18 protein-coding genes are annotated in these 20,696 nt (G+C 61.3%); 2 read left to right on the forward strand and 16 right to left on the reverse strand.

Features of this window, described 5'->3' with window-relative positions:
* Window positions 1-41: 41 nt before the first annotated feature.
* The 4 genes from A477_RS0110345 to A477_RS0110360 form a co-directional block, all read right to left on the reverse strand.
* On the reverse strand, window positions 42-968 hold the full coding sequence (locus tag A477_RS0110345; protein ID WP_017198931.1) for an ATP-binding cassette domain-containing protein: 927 nt from the start codon (window positions 966-968) through the stop codon (window positions 42-44).
* A 12-nt stretch (window positions 969-980) separates the two neighbouring features.
* A complete protein-coding gene (locus A477_RS0110350) occupies window positions 981-2,039 on the reverse strand; it encodes an ABC transporter permease (protein WP_017198932.1) in 1,059 nt (352 codons plus the stop codon).
* A 64-nt stretch (window positions 2,040-2,103) separates the two neighbouring features.
* Window positions 2,104-3,099 carry a substrate-binding domain-containing protein gene (locus A477_RS0110355; RefSeq protein ID WP_026005518.1) on the reverse strand — a complete coding sequence of 332 codons (996 nt, stop codon included), beginning with the start codon at window positions 3,097-3,099 and terminating at the stop codon, window positions 2,104-2,106.
* A 143-nt stretch (window positions 3,100-3,242) separates the two neighbouring features.
* Window positions 3,243-4,256: a LacI family DNA-binding transcriptional regulator gene (locus tag A477_RS0110360; RefSeq protein WP_017198933.1), complete on the reverse strand. Its 1,014-nt coding sequence runs from the start codon at window positions 4,254-4,256 to the stop codon at window positions 3,243-3,245.
* 149 nt (window positions 4,257-4,405) lie between these two features.
* Here A477_RS0110360 and A477_RS0110365 point away from each other — a divergent pair, with 149 nt between their 5' ends.
* Both A477_RS0110365 and A477_RS0110370 read left to right on the forward strand, forming a co-directional pair.
* Entirely contained in the window at window positions 4,406-5,584 is a 1,179-nt protein-coding gene (locus tag A477_RS0110365) for a Gfo/Idh/MocA family protein (RefSeq protein WP_026005519.1), read from the forward strand.
* Window positions 5,581-6,600 (forward strand): sugar phosphate isomerase/epimerase family protein, encoded by a 1,020-nt coding sequence (locus tag A477_RS0110370; protein ID WP_017198935.1) that lies wholly within the window; start codon window positions 5,581-5,583, stop codon window positions 6,598-6,600. Before A477_RS0110365 ends, A477_RS0110370 begins: the two co-directional genes overlap by 4 nt.
* Before the next feature lie 107 nt (window positions 6,601-6,707).
* Here the strand turns inward: A477_RS0110370 and A477_RS0110375 are convergent, their stop codons facing one another.
* The 12 genes from A477_RS0110375 to A477_RS0110430 form a co-directional block, all read right to left on the reverse strand.
* Window positions 6,708-8,162: a sugar porter family MFS transporter gene (locus A477_RS0110375; RefSeq protein WP_017198936.1), complete on the reverse strand. Its 1,455-nt coding sequence runs from the start codon at window positions 8,160-8,162 to the stop codon at window positions 6,708-6,710.
* Between the two features lie 24 nt (window positions 8,163-8,186).
* Window positions 8,187-9,059, reverse strand: coding sequence for a sugar phosphate isomerase/epimerase family protein (locus A477_RS0110380; RefSeq protein WP_017198937.1), 873 nt, complete (start codon window positions 9,057-9,059; stop codon window positions 8,187-8,189).
* Between the two features lie 12 nt (window positions 9,060-9,071).
* Window positions 9,072-10,085, reverse strand: a complete 1,014-nt coding sequence (locus tag A477_RS0110385; RefSeq protein ID WP_017198938.1) for a Gfo/Idh/MocA family protein — start codon at window positions 10,083-10,085, stop codon at window positions 9,072-9,074.
* Window positions 10,086-10,157: 72 nt separating this feature from the next.
* Window positions 10,158-11,075, reverse strand: a complete 918-nt coding sequence (locus tag A477_RS0110390) for a sugar phosphate isomerase/epimerase family protein (protein ID WP_017198939.1) — start codon at window positions 11,073-11,075, stop codon at window positions 10,158-10,160.
* 36 nt (window positions 11,076-11,111) lie between these two features.
* Window positions 11,112-12,623, reverse strand: a complete 1,512-nt coding sequence (locus A477_RS0110395; RefSeq protein ID WP_017198940.1) for a CoA-acylating methylmalonate-semialdehyde dehydrogenase — start codon at window positions 12,621-12,623, stop codon at window positions 11,112-11,114.
* A 30-nt stretch (window positions 12,624-12,653) separates the two neighbouring features.
* A complete protein-coding gene (iolD, locus tag A477_RS0110400) occupies window positions 12,654-14,600 on the reverse strand; it encodes a 3D-(3,5/4)-trihydroxycyclohexane-1,2-dione acylhydrolase (decyclizing) (RefSeq protein WP_017198941.1) in 1,947 nt (648 codons plus the stop codon).
* Window positions 14,601-14,606: 6 nt separating this feature from the next.
* On the reverse strand, window positions 14,607-15,569 hold the full coding sequence (locus A477_RS0110405) for a Cgl0159 family (beta/alpha)8-fold protein (protein ID WP_017198942.1): 963 nt from the start codon (window positions 15,567-15,569) through the stop codon (window positions 14,607-14,609).
* Entirely contained in the window at window positions 15,566-16,600 is a 1,035-nt protein-coding gene (gene iolC, locus A477_RS0110410; protein WP_044568687.1) for a 5-dehydro-2-deoxygluconokinase, read from the reverse strand. Before iolC ends, A477_RS0110405 begins: the two co-directional genes overlap by 4 nt.
* Before the next feature lie 161 nt (window positions 16,601-16,761).
* Window positions 16,762-17,166, reverse strand: a complete 405-nt coding sequence (locus A477_RS0110415) for a tautomerase family protein (RefSeq protein ID WP_017198944.1) — start codon at window positions 17,164-17,166, stop codon at window positions 16,762-16,764.
* A gap of 176 nt (window positions 17,167-17,342) precedes the next feature.
* Window positions 17,343-18,926 (reverse strand): ATP-binding cassette domain-containing protein, encoded by a 1,584-nt coding sequence (locus A477_RS0110420; RefSeq protein ID WP_017198945.1) that lies wholly within the window; start codon window positions 18,924-18,926, stop codon window positions 17,343-17,345.
* Entirely contained in the window at window positions 18,919-19,764 is an 846-nt protein-coding gene (locus A477_RS0110425; RefSeq protein ID WP_017198946.1) for an ABC transporter permease, read from the reverse strand. Before A477_RS0110425 ends, A477_RS0110420 begins: the two co-directional genes overlap by 8 nt.
* On the reverse strand, window positions 19,748-20,689 hold the full coding sequence (locus tag A477_RS0110430) for an ABC transporter permease (RefSeq protein ID WP_017198947.1): 942 nt from the start codon (window positions 20,687-20,689) through the stop codon (window positions 19,748-19,750). Before A477_RS0110430 ends, A477_RS0110425 begins: the two co-directional genes overlap by 17 nt.
* Between the last annotated feature and the right edge of the window lie 7 nt (window positions 20,690-20,696).

Raw genomic sequence — 20,696 nt, forward strand, 5'->3', positions numbered from 1 at the left:
GCCCGAAACCCCCCCGCCCGAGCCTTTTCTGGCGCGTGCTGCTACGCGTGCTTCGGAGCGCCCGCGTTCACACTGTCCGTCACGTCTGCAACTTCCGCTTTGACCTCTTTCACCACGTCGCCGTGGCCACCCAGCTGCTCCAGCTCATGTGCGAGTTCAGTCAGTTCGGCGCCACCGGCCATCTGGGCAGTGAGTTCGTCCAGGGTGATGTCTTTCTTGTCGTAGTATCCAATGGATTTGCCGCGCTTGAGCAGCAGGAATCGATCACCAACCGGGAAGGCATGGTGCGGGTTGTGGGTGATGAAGATGACGCCCAGGCCGCGGTCGCGGGCCTGGAGGATATAGCGCAGGACGACGCCTGACTGCTTCACACCCAGCGCCGCCGTGGGCTCGTCCAGAATGAGGACTTTAGCTCCGAAGTACACGGCGCGGGCAATTGCGACACACTGGCGTTCACCACCGGAGAGCTGTCCAATTGGTTGCTCCACATCGCGCAGGTCGATGCCCATCTCGGCCAGTTCCTTGAGCGTGATGGCCTTCATCTGTTCGACGTCCATGTACTTGAACGGTCCGAAGCCCTTGGTGAGCTCTGATCCGAGGAAGAAGTTCCGCCAGATCGGCATCAACGGTACCACTGCGAGGTCCTGGTACACCGTGGCAATGCCGGCGTCCAGGGCATCTCGGGGGGATCCGAACTTCCGTTCCTCACCCATGATGTTCAGGACGCCTTCGTCGTGCTGGTGGAGGCCGGCGATGATCTTGATCAGCGTTGACTTACCCGCGCCGTTATCTCCCAGGACACAGGTAACACGGCCGTTGTCCACGGCCATCGTGACGTCGCGCAGGGCGATGATGTTGCCGTAGTGCTTGCCGACCCCTTCCAAGGAGAGGAGATGGACGGGCGTGTGGGTAAGGGGATCGCGCTCATTCTGGAGCAACGTTTCCTGGTCGATCGCTTTGGCATTCATTTCCCGGGCCCCCTACTTGAGTTCCGCGCGTCGCTTGACGATGAGGTTGACGATGGTGGCGAGCAGCAGCATCAAGCCCAGGAAGAACTTGAACCAGTCCGGGTTCCACTGCGCGTAGACGATGCCCTTGTTAGCCATGCCAAAGATGAAGGCACCAATAGCGCCACCCACGGCCGAGCCGTAGCCGCCTGTCAGGAGGCAGCCACCGATGACGGCAGCAATGATGTAGAGGAACTCATTTCCAACACCTTCACCGGACTGCACGGCATCGAAAGCAAAGAGGTTGTGCATGCCCAGGATCCAACCGCAGAAACCAACCGCCATGAAAAGACCGATCTTGGTTTTGGTTACAGGGACACCAACTGCGCGGGCGGCATTGGCGTCACCGCCCACGGCGAAGATCCAGTTGCCAACGCGGGTGCGCAAAAGGATCCACGATGCCACTGCCACGAGGATGATCCAGAAGAACACCGTGATCTTGACTTCCACGCCGCCGATGCTGATGGAGGAGGCGAACACCGCCCGTGCTGATTCGAATCCGTCCAATTTGGAGATCGACGGCGAGGAAACGCTGCCGCCGATGAGGCGGGTCAGTGCCAGATTGAGGCCAGTCAGCATGAGGAAGGTCGCCAGGGTGACGATGAAGCTGGGGAGCTTGGTCTTGACGAGAATCCAGCCGTTGATGAATCCAATGCCGAGCGAGACCACCAGTGCCAGCGTGACACCAACCCAGGCATTCAGTGAGAAGTTCCAGCTGAAGAGCGAGGCAGTCAGGGCGGAGGAGATCACGGCCACACCAGTGGAAAGGTCGAACTCACCACCGATCATCAGCAGTGAAACCCCTACCGCCATGATGCCTATGGTCGATGAGCCGTAGAGCACAGTGGCGAGGGCGTTTGGTTGCGTAAAAGTCTGGGAAACAGAAGCGAAAAAGATGAACAGGACAACTGCTCCGACCAGTGCACCGACCTCGGGCCTCGCCAGGAACTTTTGGACCGGACTACGGCGTCCGACCCGTTCGTCGCCAGGGGCAGAAGCCCCCGCCGGCGGCAGAGTTGTTGTATTTGCCATAGGAATGACTCCTTGTTGGTCAGGCTGCGTGGCGGTTCTCCGCCACGCAGCCGGATGCCTGGATCTAGCGGACGCCCTGCTGGGCGAACTTGAGGACGTCGGAGGCGTTGGCCTTGTCCACAATGGTTGGACCGGTCAGTACGGGCTGGCCGCCGCCGATCTTAAAGCCGCCGCGCTTTGCCTGCCACAGGGCATCAACGGACATGTAGCCCTGAAGCCATGGCTGCTGGTCGACTGTGAAGATCACTTGGCCGTCTACGATCTTCTGGGCAAGTTCGGCATTCAGGTCGAAGCTGGCTACCTTGGACGAGCTGCTGGCATCGGTAACTGATTTGAGCAGGGTAAGGGTGATGGGAGCGCCGAGTCCGATGATCACATCAGCATCTTTGGACGCCTGAAGTTTGGCCGTGGCCGTTGACTGGACAGCGGTCATGTCCTTGCCGTCGACGTAGAGGATTTCCGTTGCCGGCACCTTGGCCTTTACGCCGGCGCAGCGCGCCTCCAGCCCCACGTGGCCCTGCTGCTGGATGACGCAAACCGGGTGCTTGTATCCTTCTGCAGCGAGCCGGGTGCCGACTGCCTCGCCGGCAAGCTGTTCGTTGGACCCGAAGTGCGTGAAAGCACCGAGCTGGCTGGAAACGGATTCACCGGCATTGAGGCTCACCACGGGGATACCCGCATCAGTGGCTTTCTTCAATACATCCTTCAACGCATCCGGAGTTGCCACCGTGACAGCAATGCCGTCAACCTTCTGGTCGATGGCCTGTTGAACAAGCTGGGCCTGACGCCCTGCTTCGGGATCGCTGGTGTACAGGAGTTCTACATTGTCCTTGCTTGACGCTTCTTCTGCCCCCTTGCGGACAATGTCCCAGAAGGTGTCTCCTGCCGCTGCGTGAGTAATCAGGGCCACCTTAATGCGGTCTGTGCCGGCTACCTGTCCAGCGCCTGCACCCCCACCGGAATCTGCAGGTTTGCCGCCCTGGCTGGAACAGGCGCTCAGGGCCACCAACGGAACCACTGCTGCGACGACTGCCGCTTTGCGCCACGAGAATTTTGCCACCGTTATCTCCTTTGATGTCAGCTTCGGGCGTCCGGGGACTCGTTCCCGGATCGCCTGCTACCTCGATCATGGTGACCCGACTCACAAATGTCAATAGTTTGTCCTGACATTAGTATGTTTGTACGTGGTATTCACATTCGACCTCACGATCGCGGTGTCGCCGTGGTGCCCCGAACCTTCAGAACGGGTGCAATCAGCTTGCGCTGCGGTCCCGTCGCGGCGCCCTGGATGCGACCCAGCAATGCCATTGCAACATCCACTCCCACCACATCACTTCGGTTGTCCACCGACGTCAGCTCAAGATAGCGGGACTTCGCCAGCGCTGAATTGTCATAGCCAATCACCGTGATATCCGCTGGGACCGACAAGCCGCGGGCCTTGATCGCACCAAAGGCGCCCAGCGCCATCGTGTCATTCGCAGCGAAAATCGCCGTGGTGTCCGGGTGGTGATCAAGGAGCCAGCAGGCCGAAGCGTATCCGGCCTCCTCTGTGGTATCACCCTCCTCCCCCACGATCAGCGGTTCTACACCGGCTTGATGAAGTCGGTCCCGGAAGCCCTCCCTGCGGTGCGCTGCCGCGCCGCCCGAGCCCGAAAGGTGCCCTATCCTGCGGTGCCCGAGTTGCAGCAGGTGGTCTGCCGCCATCGCGCCACCCCCATCGTCGTCGTTGGTGATGAGGTCAGCGTCGTCCGGAACTCCATTCCGCCACCCCGCAACCACGGTGGGAACTTCCGTGCCGCTCAGCGCCGTGGCGCCAGGTTCGGCTGCGATCACCAACCCGTCCACATGCATGGCCAGCAATCCGTCAGCAGCCTCCTTGATGCGGTTTTCCCCGGGTCGGGAATCAGCAAGCATGACCTGATAACCATGTTCGGTCAACACTGATTCCAGTCCCCGCAGCAGGTCAACGAACCACAGGTTCCGGTAGTCGTCAATAACGAGCCCAATGCTCTTGGTCCGGCTGCTCGCCAAAGTGGTGGCGGCCCGGCTGGGGCGGTATCCCAGCTCAGCGATGGCAGTTTTGACCGCCTCCCGGCGCTTGTCACTGACTTTCGCGGGGTTCTGGAGGACCAGCGAGACCAGCGACGGCGAAACGCCGGCCAGCTTGGCCACATCGTAAATCGTTGGGCGCCGCGCCTGCGGCGTACTCGTGCTCATGGGGCCAACTTCCGTAGAGGCGGTCTGATGGGGATGGAGGATTGACAGGACATATAGACATGGCTAATCTCGAATCCAACCTACAAAATTGTAGCGCTACAAAATGCCGTCGAGTCTCCCCGCCGCGGCAGAATTTCAAAGGAGAAATCATGGCTGAAAGCCTTGGCGTCGCGGTCATCGGCGCAGGCATGGCCGGCAAGGCCCATGCAGCGGCTTACCGGACTGCGCCTACCCTCTACAGCCCAGTACTTCCGAATATCCGCTTAGTCTCCATTGGTGACGTGAACGCCGAATTCGGCTCGCTGGCGGCCCGCCGTTTTGGCTACGAACGCAATGACACCTCATGGCAGGCAATTGCGGAAGCGGACGATATTGACGTTGTAAGCGTTGTCATTGCTAACTCATTGCACCGCGAAGTGGTTGAAGGCCTCCTGGCCGCGGGCAAGCACGTGCTCTGCGAGAAGCCGTTGAGCGATTCGCTGGCAGATGCCCGTGCCATGGCGGACGCTGCCCGGAACGCCACCTCCATCGCCCGCATCGGACTCACCTTCCGCCGCACTCCGGGTATCGCCTACATCCGCGACCTTATCCAGAACGGCACCTTGGGGAATGTCCTGCACTTCAGCGGCCGGTACTGGACCGACTACGGTTTCAGCCCCGAAGCGCCGATGAGCTGGCGCTACAAAGGCGGCCCCGGCTCCGGTGCGCTGGCCGACGTCGGAAGTCATCTGACGTACGTCTCCGAGTTCCTGTGCGGCGATATCAAGTCCATCAGCGGCGGCCGGCTCACCACTGCGATCCACAAGCGTCCGTTGCCGCTCAGCGCCGTCATGGGCCATGACCATGTGGCCGTAAGCGACACCTTCGAAGCTGTTGAGAACGACGACTACGCGGCATTCAACGCAGAGTTCGCAAACGGTGCAGGAAGTTTCGAAGTCTCACGTGTAGCGGCAGGACACGCCAATAGCCTGCAGTTCGAGGTGTTCTGCGAAAAGGGCGCAGCCAAGTTCGACCAGCGCCGCCCATCGGAAATCCAACTGTTCCTCAATGACGGATCCGGCAATCAGAACGGCTACCGCCAGGTGATCCTCGGCCCCGGCCACCCGTACATCACCGGCGGCCTCGCCATGGACGCTCCCGAGGTGGGTTTCGGCCAGAACGACGCGTTCGGCTACCAGGCCCGCGCGTTCCTCGAGGAGGTTGCAGGCCTTGGCGAAGACACATCCCTGCCTCGCTGCGCCACCTTCGACGAAGGCGTGCGCAACATGGAACTGCTCGGTGCCGTCACCGAATCTGCCCTCAACAACGGGAAGAAGATCACACTATGAAACTCGGCGTCTACAACGCAATACTGCACGACCGGCCACTCCCCGAGGCGCTCAAGGTCATAGCAGACCTTGGTCTGACCGGCATTGAGATCAATACCGGTGGCTTCCTGCCCGCCGTTCATGTGCCCACCATGGATCAGATCCTGGAGAGCGACGCGGCCCGTGATGATTACCTGGCGCTGTTTGAGGGAACCGGCGTTTCGATCGCCGGCCTGAACTGCAATGGCAATCCCCTGCACCCTAAACGTGAAATCGGCGAAAAGCATGCTGAAGATATCCGCCGCTCCATTCGACTGGCGCATCGGCTGGGACAGAAGCGGGTGGTCACTATGTCCGGGCTGCCCGGCGGCGAGTCCGGTGCCACCACCGTCAACTGGGTGGTCAATGCCTGGAACTCTGCGGCACTTGACGTGTTGGACTTTCAGTGGGGCGTCGCCGCCGATTTCTGGAGGGAAACCGACCGCCTTGCTGCGGACCACGACGTCAAGGTGGCACTCGAACTGCACCCCCAGAACATCGTGTTCAACACTGCGGACGTCTACAAGCTCATCGAACTCACCGGCGCCACGCATGTCGGTGTGGAACTGGATGCTTCGCACCTCTTCTGGCAGCAGATGGATCCAGTTGCGGTGGTCCGCGAGCTCGGTCCGCTGGTGTTCCAAGCGGCCGCAAAGGATGTCCGGGTGAATACCGGCAATGCCGCCCTCTACGGCGTGCTGGACAACAGCTTCCGCCGGCTCTCTCCGGATGAGAACCGCACAAACCTTGGCGGCGACGAGTGGGCAAATGAATGGCCGAAGAAATCCGCATGGGACTTCGTAGCCCTGGGCCGCGGCCACGACACCGCCTTCTGGACTGAGTTCCTGCGTGCGCTGCATGAGGTGGACCCGGACATGCTGGTCAACATCGAACACGAGGACGTTTCCCTGGGTCGCATCGAGGGGTTGCAGGTGGCAGCCCAGGTCCTGCTGGATGCTGATGCGGCACTCTCCGCGTCATTGAACCCGACGGCCTGAGGCTTCACGCCCCCCGGGACTCCTTACCGGGCCCGGATGGGGACGGCGCTCAGGCGCCGTCCCCATCTTTTTATCGCCACACAGCACCACTCAAGGAGGGTCCTCAGTCAAGCGATTATTCCAGCCTTCTCTTTGAAAAGATGTTCCAATTCCTCAAGGGACTTGCCTTTGGTCTCCGGAACAGTGCGCTTGACCCACACAATGGCGCACAACTGCAGGGCCACGAAAATGAAGAACGTCGCGGAAACTCCCATCAGCGAGACCAACTGCGGAAAGAAGAAGCCGATCAGGAAGTTGATCATCCACAACACGAAAACGCAGATGCCCATGCCGATCCCACGAACATGCATCGGGAAGATCTCGGACATGGTCAGCCAGGTAACGGTTCCAATGCACCCCTGCATGGAAGCCAGGAACGTCACCATAAACAGCAACACCAGATAGCCACGCAGAGTGCTTTCCGGCAAGGCCAGGGAGATAAGCGCAATGGCCGTCAGCGATGACGCGGTACCGATCAACCCCACAATGAGCATGGGTTTCCGGCGCACGCGCGTCATCAAATACATGCCTACGATGACGGCCGCCACAGACGTCATGCCATTGAGGACGTTGGCAATCAAGGCCCCTTGGTCTCCAAAGCCGGACGAGGACAAGATGGTGGTCCCGTAATACATGATGGCGTTGACGCCGCTGATCTGGTTGATGACGGCCATACCAAGACCAACCACAAAGATCCTGCGTATCCAAGGCACGGTGAGGTCCTTGAACGTCCCGAGTTTTGACTGATAGTCCTCCCTGGCCGCCTGACGCACCTCGTCGAACTCGGCCCCGACCTCTCCCGCACTCCGTGTGGAGCGGAGGACTTCCAGGACCTCGCCGAAACGTCCGGCCGATGCGAGCCAACGGGGGCTCTCCGGCAGGACGAGCATGCCGAGCCATAGAATAACGGCAGGAAGCGTGGCAATCACCAGCATCCAGCGCCACACATGCAGCTCTTCAGGGAACAGGTTGCCCAGGACCGCGTTGAACGTAAAGGCGAGGAACTGGCCGGTCACGATCATCAGCTCGTTCTGCGTGACGATCCTCCCGCGCTGGGCCGCCGGAGACATCTCTGCCAGATACACGGGAACGATCACTGAGGCGCCGCCGACGGCGAGACCCAGGACTGTGCGGGCAAGGACCAGGAGCTCAGTGCTCGGTGCCAAGGAACAACCCACAGTGGCAAAGGCGAAGATCAAGGCAAGACCCATAATCGTTTTGCGCCGTCCAAAGCGGTCGGAAAGCCGTCCTGCGCTGATCGCCCCGAACGCCGCACCGAAGAGCAGCGTCGAGGTGACCAGGCCTTCAGCCAACGGCGTCAGGCCGAGGTCCTTCTGCATAAACGGCAGGGCGCCGTTGATTACACCGGTGTCATAGCCGAACAGCAATCCGCCGAAGGTAGAAAACAAGGCCACCTTGCGGAGGAACTTCTTGGGGTTGTCCGGTTTTCCGGTCTTCCCCCATGGTGTCGGAAGAGTTACAAGCTGGTTCGTGTTGGTCTCAATTGAAGAAGACTTGGTCATGGCTTCCTTTTCCCGCCACCGTCTTTAGTTCGTCCGGGCGACGTAGTCGATCATCGACTTGAGCTGGTAGCGGGAAACATCTTCCGCGTTCTCATCCTCAGCAAAAACCGACGAGACCATCACGGTGTTTTCCTTGTCCAGGAAGCCGATCTCCTTCAGGCCGCCGAAGAACTCGTCCCAGTTCACGTCGCCGTCGCCGATCTTCAGGTGCTGGTGAACGCGGACGGCATTGCCGGGCGGGTTGGTGATGTAGCGGAGGCCGTGGGAGGCATGATGGTTCATGGTGTCCGAAACGTGCACCAAGCGAAGCCTGTCTCCCGCTGCCCGCATGATCTCCAACGGCTTGTTGCCCATGTGGAAACTGTGCGAAGCGACGTAGACCATCCCGATGTTCGGGGAGTTTACACCCCTGATGACACGGAGAGCGGCCAGGCCGTCCTCCACGAAGTCGTCCGGGTGCGGGTCAATGAGGACGTCCAGACCCTCGCGTTCGATGATCGGGAGCAAATCCTCCATGGAGCGGTAAAACGCGCGTTCGGACTCCTCCGCTTTCTCCGGACGACCGCTGAACTCGGTGTTCATGGTCTGGACCCCGAGGTCTACCGTGATCTGGATGGCGCGCTTCCAGTACCGGACTGCGGCTTCGCGGGCGTCCTCGTCCGGACCCGACCACCGAAGGACCGGCAGGACCGAGGCGATTTCGACGCCGGTGTCCTTGCAGGCTGCCTTCAACTTTCCTACGAGTTCGTCGTCGGCCTTTGGATGGTTATAGAACGGGATGAGATCCGCGTGCGGGGTCATCTGAAGGTATTTGTAGCCGAGATCGGCTGCCACGCGCGGGAACTCCAGCAGGGTGTGGCTGTGGTGGAACGGTGTGGGATCCAGTGCAATCTTCATGGTGAATGTCCCCTACTTATACAGGTCCGGCTTGGTGTTCAGCTGAACTTTGACCTTTTCGCCCGACTTCTGGGCTTCGACGCCGGCCTCGCAGCAGGCTGCGGTAGCGTAGCCGTCCCAGGCGGTTGGTCCGCCGATTTCGCCGCGAAGTGCGGCGTCTACCCAAGCCTGCACCTCGACGTCGTACGCAGCTCCGAAACGCTCTTCAAAACCTGGGGTGACGTTACCGCCCCACTTGCCCGCGGACTGGATGTACGGGCCGTTGTCGCCGCCAATACTCACAATGCCCTCTTCAAAGGACGCTTGCGTGCTCACCTGATAACCGAATTTGGCGTTGACGTAGATTTCGACGTCGGCCAGCACACCTGACTCGGTTTCCAGCAGCACGTGCTGCGGGTCATGCTGGCCGTTCGGCGCGCTGCGCGTGGGCTTGCCCAAGCGGACCTGCACGGAGGTGATTTCTTCACCCGTGAAGTAGCGGATTGCGTCGAACTCGTGGACTACGGAGTCGTTGATCAGCATCTCGTTGGTGAATCCCTCGGGCGTGCCCGGATTGCGGTGCTGGTGGTGCAACATCAACAGCTCCCCCAATTCACTGTTGCGGATGATCGCACCCAAAGCCGAGTACTCGGCGTCGAAACGGCGCATGAAACCCACCTGGATGCGCTTGTGCCCCAAAGCCTGCTCGGCCTGGACAACTTTCCAGGCGCTATCAGCGTCAGGGGTAAGCGGCTTCTCACACAAGATCGGGAAGTCTTTCTCCAACGCCTTATAAAGGATTTCCTCGTGGAGGAAACCAGGCGTGGCAATCAGGACGGCGTTGACGTCACCGTTGTTGAGCGCCTCGTCGGAACTGGCCAACGCCACGGCGCCGTCGATCCCCTCAATGGCGGCTTGCGCACGGGCAAGGTCGACGTCGACGACGGCGGCTACTTCAGCGCCGTGGATGCGGGTACTGAGGCGCTTGATGTGGTCCGCACCCATGCGGCCTGCGCCGATGACGGCAACGCGGAGAATCTTGGTCACTGTATCTGTCCTTCGTGAAATTTTGGTTTGCTACTGAACGGCGCTACTAGTGGATGGCGCTACAGAACGGTGTTATTGGACCCTGGTGCGGGATCCGCAGGAAAGCAGGTAATTCCGGGTCCGCTTGGCGATGGGCATCGGCACATCGAACGCTACCGGGTACATATCTTGCTCCACGATGCCGAAGATGGGCCGGTTGAGGCCTTCCACGGCTTCGATGACAGCGCGCAGGTCCGGAAGGCCGTTCGGCGGCTCGGTCATGACGCCGGCGAGGTTGGCGGCTGCCCAGGTCATGTTCTTCTCGTTCACCTCGGCGAGGACCTCGGGGTTGATCTGCTTGAGGTGCAGGTAACCGATACGGTCCGGGTAGTTCTTGATGAGCTCCAGGCTCGATGCGCCGCAGTACTCGGCGTGCCCCGTGTCCAGGCACAGGTTCACGTACTCCGGATCGGTGGCCGCCAACAGCGTTTCGATGTCCTTTTGCGCACCCACGTGCGAGTCAGCATGCGAGTGGAACTGCTGGTGCAACCCAAAGTCCTCCAGCAGGACCTTGCCCATGCGGTTATGGCCAGCGAACAGGTCTGCCCATTGCTCGTCCGAGAGTTCACCGTTCTCAACGGCTTCACCGGTGACGTCGTCGCGCCACATGGCGGGGATGACCACAAGATGTTCTCCGCCCATGGCTGCCGTCAGTTCGGCAACCTTTCGGGCCGGTTCCCATGCTTCGTTGTATTGCTCGGCACCACGGTGGAAGGCCGTGAAGACCGTACCTGCGGTGACCTGGAGCTCACGCTGCTTCAGTTCCTCAGCCAACCGGGCGGGGTCATTCGGCAGGTAACCGTACGGACCCAGTTCGATCCACTTGTAGCCGGACTCCGCAACCTCATCGAGGAACCGTTCCCACGGAGTCTGCCGGGGATCATCAGGGAACCAGACGCCCCAGGAATCAGGGGCGGTGCCGATGATCAGCTTGTTCTCAACATCAGTCATGACAGCGTTGTCTTCCTTTGCGGCCGTGGGCACAGTTCAGTTGGAGGGGAAGTTGTAGGAGGCGCCGGAGGCGTGGGTGGGTTCGGGCCAGCGTGAGGTGATGACTTTGCCGCGGGTGTAGAAGGAGACGCCTTCGGGTCCGTAGATGTGCTTGTCGCCGAAGAGGGAGTTCTTCCAGCCACCGAAGGAGTGGTAGGCCACCGGGACGGGCAGGGGCACGTTGATGCCTACCATGCCGACGGTCACGGAGCGTTGGAACTTCCGTGCTGCGGCGCCGGAAGAGGTGAAGATCGCGGTGCCGTTGCCGTAGGGGTTGGAGTTGATCAGCGCGATGCCTTCGTCGAGGTCGGCGACGCGGACCACTACCAGGACGGGTCCGAAGATTTCCTCTGTGTAGGCGGTCATTTCGGTCCTGACGTGGTCAATCACCGTTGGGCCGACCCAGAAACCGTCTTCGTGGCCGGGGACCACCAGGTCGCGGCCGTCCACCACCATGGCCGCGCCGGCGGTTTCGGCTTCCGTGACGATCTTGACAATGCGTTCCTTGGAGGCCGGAGTGATGACCGGGCCCATTTCGGCGTCGGGTTCTGTGCCGTTCTTGACCTTCACTGCCAGGGCGCGTTCTTCGACCTTCTTCACGATCAGGTCCGCAGCGTCACCAACGGCGACGGCGACGGAGATCGCCATGCAGCGTTCCCCGGCGGAACCGAAGGCGGCGGCTGCGAGGTGGTCTGCGGCGTTATCGAGGTCGGCGTCGGGCATCACGATGGCGTGGTTCTTTGCCCCGCCCAGGGCCTGGACCCTTTTGCCGTGCTTGGTGGCTGTTTCATGGACGTACTGGGCGATCGGGGTGGAGCCCACAAAGGAGATGCCGTCCACGTCCGGGTGGGTCAGCAGGCCGTCCACTGTTTCCTTCCCACCGTGCAGGACCTGGAACACGCCATCGGGAAGGCCGGCCTGCTTCCACAGTTTCGCGAGCAGCATCGGAGCGGACGGGTCACGCTCGGAGGGCTTGAGAATGAACGCGTTGCCCGTGGCGATGGCCATCGGTGCCATCCAGAGCGGGACCATCACGGGGAAGTTGAACGGCGTGATGCCGGCTACGACGCCCAGGGGTTCGCGGAAGGAGAAGACATCGATGCCGGTGGAGACCTGGTCCGAGTAGTCGCCCTTGAGCAGTTGCGGGATGCCACAAGCGAACTCGATAACCTCCAGGCCGCGGCCGATCTCGCCCTTCGCGTCGGAGAGGACCTTGCCGTGCTCGGCGGTAATCAGCTCAGCGAGGTCGTCCACGTGCGCTGCAACGAGTTCACGGAACTTGAACAGCACTGCGGTTCGCTTGGCCAGGGAAATGTCACCCCACGAATCCGCCGCTTTGCGGGCCGCGGCAACGGTGGCATTCAGGTCGGCCTCGTTGGCCAGCCGCAGTTCAGCGGACACCTGGCCGGTGGCGGGGTTATACACGGGCTGGGTGCGGTCCCCCTCACCGGTGGTTTCAGCGCCGTTGATGAAATGGTGAATGGTGGTCAGTGTGGTCGTCGTCGACATGTGCGGACTTCCTTCTGGTCTTTGGTGTTTCTAGCCGAGCAGCTTGCGCTGGCGGTTCTTGTGGTCGGTGTACGTCTTGTAGGCCTGCCGGGTGGATTCGAGCTCGGAAACCTGCGAGACCGGAACGTCCCACCAGGACTCGGAGCTCGGGGCATCCAGCAAAGGATCGGACTCAACGTGGATCACGATCGGGCCCGTTTCCGGGGCCGCCTTGGCTTCCTTGATCGCGGCGCCCAGGGCTTCAATCACGTGCTCCCCCGGTTCGATCCGGATAACCCTCGCGCCCAGGGACTCTGCGTTGGTGGCCAGATCGATGGGCAGGTTATCACCGGCGTCGAAGCTGTGCTGTTCCTTGTCCAGGACCCGGTACTGCGTACCGAACCGCTGCGAACCAAGAGACTCTGACAGCGACCCGATCGAGGCATAGCCATGGTTCTGGATGAGGACCACGATCAGCTTGATGCGTTCGGCGACGGCGGTGACCAGTTCGGTGTGCATCATCAGGTAGGAGCCGTCCCCCACCATGACAACCACATCCCGGTCCGGGCCGCCTGCAGCAGCTTCGGCCAGCGCCGCACGCTTGACGCCCAACCCGCCCGGGATTTCGTAGCCCATGCAGGAGTACGCGTACTCCACGTGGTAACCGAAGGGGTCCCGGACCCGCCACATTTTGTGCAGGTCACCGGGCAGCGAACCCGCCGCGCAGATCACCACGTCCTGGTCATCCATCGCCTTGTTGGTGGCGCCGATGATCTCGTTCTGCGCGGGCAACGGCGTATCACGGGTTTCGAAGGCATGATCCACGATTCCGTTCCAGCGCTTCTTCTCGGCTGCTACCTTCTCTTCAAGATCAGCACCAACCCGGTAACCGCCCAAGGCCTGGTTGAGCTTCACGAGTGCCTTGCGTGCGTCAGCGACGATCGGCAGCGAGGTGCCGTGCTTGTAGGCATCGATCGGCGCGACGTTGATGTTCACGAACTTCACCTCCGGGTTCTGGAAAGCCGTCCGGGATGCGGTAGTGAAGTCCTCGTAGCGCGTACCGATCCCAATGATGAGGTCCGCTTCGGCCGCGATGGCGTTGGCCGCCGTCGTTCCCGTTGAGCCGATAGCACCGAGGGAGAACTTGTGGTCCCAGGGCAGGACGCCGACGCCTGCCTGCGTGTTGCCCACCGGAATGCCGGTCAGCTCAACGAACTTGGCGAGTTCCTCGTTGGCGTACGCGTAAAGGACGCCGCCGCCGGCGATGATCAGCGGACGCTTCGCGGCGCGGATGGCCTCGGCGGCGCGGCGAATGTCGTCGTCCTCTGCCTCGGGCCGGCGGATCCGCCACTCACGCTCGGCCAGGAACTCTTCGGGAACATCGTAAGCCTCGGCCTGCACATCCTGAGGCAGCGAAATAGTCACAGCGCCGGTATCGGCCGGGTCCAACAGGACCCGCAATCCGTGATGGAACGCAGAGAACAGCTGCTCCGGACGGGACACCCGGTCAAAGAACCTGGACAACGGACGGAACGCATCGTTGACCGTGATGTCATATGCGTACGGCAGCTCCAACTGCTGCAACACGGGATCCGCAGCACGGGTCGCGAACGTGTCACTCGGGAGCAGCAACACCGGCAGACGGTTGGTAGTAGCCAACGCCGCCCCCGTCAAAAGGTTCGAGGAACCCGGCCCAATGGAGGTGCTGATAGCGAAAGTCTGCCGACGACGCGTGTGCCGGGCATAACCCACAGCCTGATGCACCTGGGCCTGCTCATTACGACCCTGGTAATACGGCATGACCGTAGGGTCCGCTGCCTGATACTGCTTCAACGCCTGACCCACACCGGCCACGTTGCCGTGCCCGAAAATACCGAACGTCCCCGGAATCAACCGCTCACGATACTCCACACCATCGATCGAATCCACGGTGTACTGCTTGGAAAGGAACTCGACCACAGCCTGCGCCACGGTCATCCGACGGGTTGCTGTACCCATTACTAGCTACTCCGATACTTTCACTGGGATACGGTCTGAGATGGTTCGCCCATCCGCCGCGGCGGGCAAGGGTGCAGAGTTGTTCAGCAGCGAGGCAGCCGTCGCAACAGCCCCCGCCACATCGTCGTCGTGCGGGTAGAGCAGCGTCCTTCCGACAGTGAGGCCCCGAACACCGGGCAAGGCAAGGGCTGCCTGCCAGCTGGCGAAAACCTCGTCCTGGCTGCCGTCGGGGTCGCCGCCCAACAGCACGGTAGGCATGGTGGTGGACGCCATGACGCGTTCCATCTCTGCCACAACCGGCAATTTCATCCAAGTGTAGGCACTGGTGGAACCGAGGCCTTCGGCAATGCCGACAGATTTGATCACGGCGTCAGCGCGGAGATCGTTGCGGACCTTGCCGTGTGCATCACGGACGGAAAGGAACGGCTCCACCATGGCGATGAGTTTACGTGCGGCCAACGAATCAATGGCCTTCGCCGTCGCCTCGAGAGTGGCTACCGTGTCAGGGTCACCCAGGCAGATGCGCGTGAGCATCTTGCCGCCATCCGCACCGAGTGCCTCCAAAGCAGCAGCAGTGTGCCCGGTGAAGCGGTCGTCGAATTCGTTGACCAGCCCAGCCAGGCCTCCGCGGTTCATGGAGCCGAAAACGAGCTTGCCTTCCAAGGCACCCAGCAACAGAAGGTCATCCATGATGTCCGGCGAGGCGAGGATGCCATCAACGGCAGGGTTCGCCAACGCGATCTGCAGACGATCCAAAAGGTCCCTGCGATCGGCCATGGCCATTGGCTGCGCACCAACGGCGAGGGCGCCGCGTGCCGGGTGGTCCGCGGCAACAATGAAGTTCTGCGCGCTGTGTTTCAGGCCAGGATGGCGACGGCGGGTAGCTGCTGCCCGAGCCACGGCCTCGGGGTCCTCCAACCGGATACGGCTCAAGTGCTCGTAGCGGCGGGGATCGTCATTAAGGCTCAACGAACTACTCCTTCACTGAAGGTGTCGGCTGTGATTGCGGCGGCTGACAGAGTGGCACCGGGGATGGGGCGGCCGCGTTCTGCGAGCAGCGAGGTAACTTCCTCCGGCGTCGGCATCGCATCTGCACAAGAGACACGCGAGGCGACGATTGCACCGGATGCGTTCGCGTAATCCAGGACTTCCGAAAGGGGCCAACCGGACAACAGTCCGTGACAGAACGCACCGCCGAACGAGTCGCCAGCGCCCAAACCGTTAACGGTTTCCACTGGTACAGGTGCCGAAACCACACGCTCCGTGCGGGTCTTGGCCATAACGCCGTCCGGTCCGAGCTTGACCACGGCAATTTGGACGCCGGCAGCCAGCAGGCGGTCTGCCTGCTCATCAGGCGTCCCCTCACCTACGGCGACCGCGCATTCCTTGTCGTTGCCAATCGCGACGGTAACGTGCGGGAGGACTTTGGCAACCTCGGCGCGGGCTTCCTCTTCGGAGGCCCAGAACATCGGACGGTAGTCCAGGTCCAGGATGGTGAACTGACCGTCTTTGAGGCCGGTTCGCGGACGGGCTTGGTGTGCTTTGATGTGGGCCTCACGGCTGGGCTCCTGGCAGAGGCCGGTGACGGTGGACCAGAAAATCCCTGCATCCCGGATCGCCTCCAGGTCCAGCTCTTCCGCTTTGATCTGCAGGTCCGGAGCAGTGGGAAAGCGACCGTAGAAGTACAGCGGAAACTCGTCTGTTGCGGGCTTGATCGCGCAGAAGGTCACAGCTGTTGGGTACTCCTTGACCGGGGAAACGAAGGAATCGTCAACATTGAACTTGCGCAATTCCCGGTGAAGATAGTTGCCGAAAGCGTCGTCGCCGGTGCGGGTGATGACTCCCGCGCGGCGCCCGTGTCGTGCGGCGGCGACGGCCACATTGGAGGGCGAACCTCCAAGGTATTTGCCGAAGGACGTCACGTCCTCCAGATCCACCCCAATGTCGTTCGGGTAAATATCAACGCTGATGCGCCCGATAGTAAGCAGTTCGTGGGTCACGATAATCGTTGACCTTTCTCTTGTGAACTCTGAACCTTTGAGCGCTGGGCCCCAATGCCTTGCCACCCCTCAGTGAGCGGGGCCACATGACTACTCTGCACCAGAATCAATGTCCTGTCAAAGGTTTGTACTGACATATTTACAACATGACACGGACCGGTCTACTTGCGCGGCACTGCGAGTTCCCCAGTGACATATTGACTGCGCCCGAAGCCAAATGACCAGTCGCCCGGCGAGTTCTCCACATAGCCCACGAAGACATCTTCGCCAGGGACCCCCACCTCCGCGAGACCGCCCGCAATAGCTTGGAAAAGGGAGCTCTTTGCCTCTTGGCTCCGGCCACCTTGGGTAAAGATCTGGATCATGACAACGCCGGGAGTCCGCTCAAAACCCAAACCTGCATCCCGGGCAACAATCTGACCCTGCGGGTGCTCGGTGAGGATATGAAAATAGTCCCGTTCCGGGATCCCATATTCAGCGACGATTGCATCGTGGATCTGGCGGCTCAGCGCGGCCAGCTCTTCCGGCAAGCGACCCTGATTGACGTCGATTCGAACAAGCGGCATGTCTACACTCCTAAGTTTGTCCTGTCATACTAACAATGTTAGTAACACAAACTCAAGACCATATCACTGACATGAGAGCGCTTGGACTTCTCCTCCCAACGACGCCTAACCCCCACGCTGACTGGCGAGGGGGTTAGGTGTGCTGAGTATGTATTGAGGCAGTTAGCCGCGAGCCGCTAGAGCGCCGCCCTGATTTTCTTCAGGTGCAGCCCACGGCACGGAATGGCGGCGGAAACGAGGTCTTGGCTGTGCTGGTGCTGCGGATCTGAAAAGAACTTGTCCGTGTCGGTGAGCTCCACAAGGCGCCCTTGGTAGAGGACTGCGACCCGCTGGCACATGTGCCTCACCACGTCCATGTCATGGGTGATGATCATCAGGGTCAGCCCGCGGTCCCGGTGCAGGCGCTGCAACAGTTCAAGAATGGTCCGCTGGGTCAGCGCGTCCAGGGCAGACGTCGCTTCGTCACAGATGAGCACTTCAGGTTCCAACAACAATGCCCGGGCGATGGTGACCCGCTGCAATTGCCCTCCGGAGCATTGACCCGGGCGCCGGTCCAGGAGGGCGGGATCCAGCTCCACTTCTTCCATGGCCGCTGCGAGCCTGCGGGACCGTTCAGCTGCTGTGAGCCCCTTTTGCGACCGGAGCGGCGCTTCCAGGCTGGAACGCAGGGTCAAGCGTGGGTCGAACGAATCGTGGGGTTCCTGGAATACCAGCTGAACAGCCGTTGCTCGTGCGTCAGCCGCGATCACCGTCCTGGTGATGCTGCCACTGCTGATACCTTCCAGCCCAACAATGGCCCGAGCGAGAGTGCTCTTACCGCACCCGGATTGGCCAAGAACGCCCAGGATTTCGCCCTTTTTTACATCCAGCGAAACCGAGTCCAAGGCAGGCCGTCCCTTGCGCTTGCCGGATCCGAACTGCTTGACCACATTTGTCAGCGTAAGGGCGCTGCGCTGGTGGGTCGGAGCAGCCGGGATGCTGGTGGGCGCCAAGTTGGACGCTTCGAGCAGCTTGCGCGTGTACGTGGTCCCGGGGTTGCCCAGGACAGTTTCCGTGGTGCCGGATTCAACAACCACTCCCGCATCCATCACCAACACCCTGTCTGCAAATGCGGCCACCGAAGCAAGGTTATGCGTGATGTAGAGGACGCCCAGGCCGCGTTGGATCCGTTGCCGGTCGAGTAGTTCCAGGATTTGCTGTTCCAGCACTTTGTCCAAGGCCGACGTCGGTTCATCGGCCAGAAGGATCTCGGGCTGACCGGCCAAGGCCATGGCGGTCATGGCACGCTGCGCCATGCCGCCTGATAGCTGGTGCGGGTATGAACGCGCACCCTGTTGCGGATCCTCGAAGCCCACCTCTGCAAGCAATTGGAGAACCTTCGTCTTTGCAGCACGGCCGCGTAGGCCTGAATGCAATTTAAGTGGTTCCCGGAGATGGGCGCCGATGGTCTTGCTGGGGTTGAACATCTTCTTTGGCTGCTGAAACAACATCCCTAGCCGCCCACCTCGAACGCGGTTCAGCTCAGCTTCGGAGGCTCCGGTTACGTCCAGCGCCCCAAGCCGGATGGATCCCGACTCAATGCTCAACTGTGGAGGCAACAGCTGCAGCACCGACCGCGCAGTCATGGTCTTGCCCGAACCGGAGCCTCCCACCAATGCCACAAACTCGCCGGGCTTCACGGCCAGGCTGACACCTGCGAGGATAGGCCGCCCCGTTCCCTCACTGCGAACCGTCAGATCCTCAACGACGAGCTCAGGCATGCTGTCCTTCCACCACAAGGACGTCCACCGGATCCGAGGCCCGGCGTGATGCCCGTTGACCGATCAATGTCACGCACAGGGCCACCAGGAAGACGGCGAGTCCAGGGGCAATGATTCCCCACGGAGCCCTCTCTGCGTACGGTTGCGCCGCTGCCAGCATGGAACCCCAATCGGATTGCGGCGGCTGCACGCCGAGCCCAAGGTAGGACAGTGCTCCGACGCTGATCAGGAGCTGACCGAAGCGAAGTGTTGCCTGTCCCAGCATGGGGGCGGCAAGGTGCGGGAGGATGTGGCGGAAAATAATGAACCACGGCGAGCATCCCACCACTCGCGCTGCTTCGACAAAGCCGCGTGCCGAGACGTCATAAGCCAGTGTCCGGGCCAGTCGCGCAAACGGCGTCCACCCTGTCACGGTCAGTGCCACCAGCAGCGAGGTGAAGCCAGTGCCCATGGCAGCGACGATGAAAAGCGCCACCACCATCTCCGGAAGTGCCAGCAGGACGTCGTTGGTGCGGGTGAAAAACTCATCCAGCCAGCCCTTGCGGCGGGCGCTAAGAACACCGACAACCAAACCGATGACTCCGGTCAGCACTGTGGCCAGTGCGGCAACCACCAGGGAGAAGCGACCGCCGTCGAGCAAGCGGCTCAGCGTGTCCCGCCCGAGGTGGTCCGTTCCCAGCCAATGCGCAGCGCCGGGTGGCTGAAGTCGTGCGGCGAGGTTCTGATCGTCCGGAGGAAACGGCGCCAACCAAGGCGCAGCGGCCACGGCAGCGACAATCAGAACGAGTATTACGACGGCGGCAGCGTCGATCGCTGAACGGTTACGCAAGGGCTCCACTCACCTTCGGGCTAAGGATCCGGTGCAGGAAATCGGCGAGAGTGGTGATTGCGACAGCCAGTGCCACTACAACCACCACGCCGCCCTGGGCCAACGGTATGTCGCTGTTGATAACGGCGTCGTAGAGAAGCCTTCCCATGCCGGGAATGGCGAAGATCACCTCCACAATGACCGAGCCCCCCAGCAGGCCCGCGAACCACACCGCGAACAGAGTGGACAACGGGACCAGGCCGTTGGGCACAACGTGCCGCAGGATTGTCTGGACGTGGCTCAGTCCCCGGGCTCGCGCGGCGGAAATGTGTTCGGCTTCGAGGGCATCGATCATTCCTGACCGCACGGCAGAAGTGAAGAAGCTAATGGGCCGCAATGCCAGTGTTGCCGCAGGGAGGACGATGGACGATGCCGTGTTCCACCCTGCGGAAGGCAGCAAGGACAACTTGAGGGCGAACACGAGCACCAACAGCGGGGCCAACCAGTATTCAGGCATGGCGATGAAGGACTGCGTGACCGTGGTGATCAACTTGTCCGTCTTACTTCCTTGTTTCAGCGCCGCAACAATCCCCAAGGGCAGCGACACCAGCACTGCGGTGCCCAAGGCCACGAACACCAGGCTCAGGGTGATGCCCAAAGCGGGTAGTACCTGGTCAACTACCGGCGTCCTGCTGATATGGGACAAGCCCATATCCCCGGTGAAGAAGTCCCCCAGCCAGCGCAGGTACTGGACGGGAAGAGGATCGTTGAGTCCCAGACTCTCGCCCAAGGCCCGAACGGTGGCCTCATCCACCACATCCCCGGCGACGCGGGAGCGGATGATTTTCCGTACAGGATCACCCGGGGTGACAAAGGGAATAAGGAATACGGCGAAAGACGACAGCAGGACGGCGACCACGAGGGTCGCCGTCCGCTTCGCAAGGAACGTGATCATGCTGATT

Source organism: Arthrobacter sp. M2012083, assembly GCF_000281065.1.
Taxonomy (GTDB): Bacteria; Actinomycetota; Actinomycetes; order Actinomycetales; family Micrococcaceae; genus Arthrobacter.

Coding starts and splice junctions, on each gene's coding strand:
- A477_RS0110360 (WP_017198933.1), bottom strand. CDS start 4,256: ATGAGCACGAGTACGCCGCAGGCGCGGCGCCCAACGATTTACGATGTG.
- A477_RS0110345 (WP_017198931.1), bottom strand. CDS start 968: ATGAATGCCAAAGCGATCGACCAGGAAACGTTGCTCCAGAATGAGCGC.
- A477_RS0110350 (WP_017198932.1), bottom strand. CDS start 2,039: ATGGCAAATACAACAACTCTGCCGCCGGCGGGGGCTTCTGCCCCTGGC.
- A477_RS0110380 (WP_017198937.1), bottom strand. CDS start 9,059: ATGAAGATTGCACTGGATCCCACACCGTTCCACCACAGCCACACCCTG.
- A477_RS0110370 (WP_017198935.1), top strand. CDS start 5,581: ATGAAACTCGGCGTCTACAACGCAATACTGCACGACCGGCCACTCCCC.
- A477_RS0110415 (WP_017198944.1), bottom strand. CDS start 17,166: ATGCCGCTTGTTCGAATCGACGTCAATCAGGGTCGCTTGCCGGAAGAG.
- iolD (WP_017198941.1), bottom strand. CDS start 14,600: ATGGGTACAGCAACCCGTCGGATGACCGTGGCGCAGGCTGTGGTCGAG.
- A477_RS0110390 (WP_017198939.1), bottom strand. CDS start 11,075: ATGACTGATGTTGAGAACAAGCTGATCATCGGCACCGCCCCTGATTCC.
- A477_RS0110430 (WP_017198947.1), bottom strand. CDS start 20,689: ATGATCACGTTCCTTGCGAAGCGGACGGCGACCCTCGTGGTCGCCGTC.
- A477_RS0110420 (WP_017198945.1), bottom strand. CDS start 18,926: ATGCCTGAGCTCGTCGTTGAGGATCTGACGGTTCGCAGTGAGGGAACG.
- A477_RS0110375 (WP_017198936.1), bottom strand. CDS start 8,162: ATGACCAAGTCTTCTTCAATTGAGACCAACACGAACCAGCTTGTAACT.
- A477_RS0110365 (WP_026005519.1), top strand. CDS start 4,406: ATGGCTGAAAGCCTTGGCGTCGCGGTCATCGGCGCAGGCATGGCCGGC.
- A477_RS0110395 (WP_017198940.1), bottom strand. CDS start 12,623: ATGTCGACGACGACCACACTGACCACCATTCACCATTTCATCAACGGC.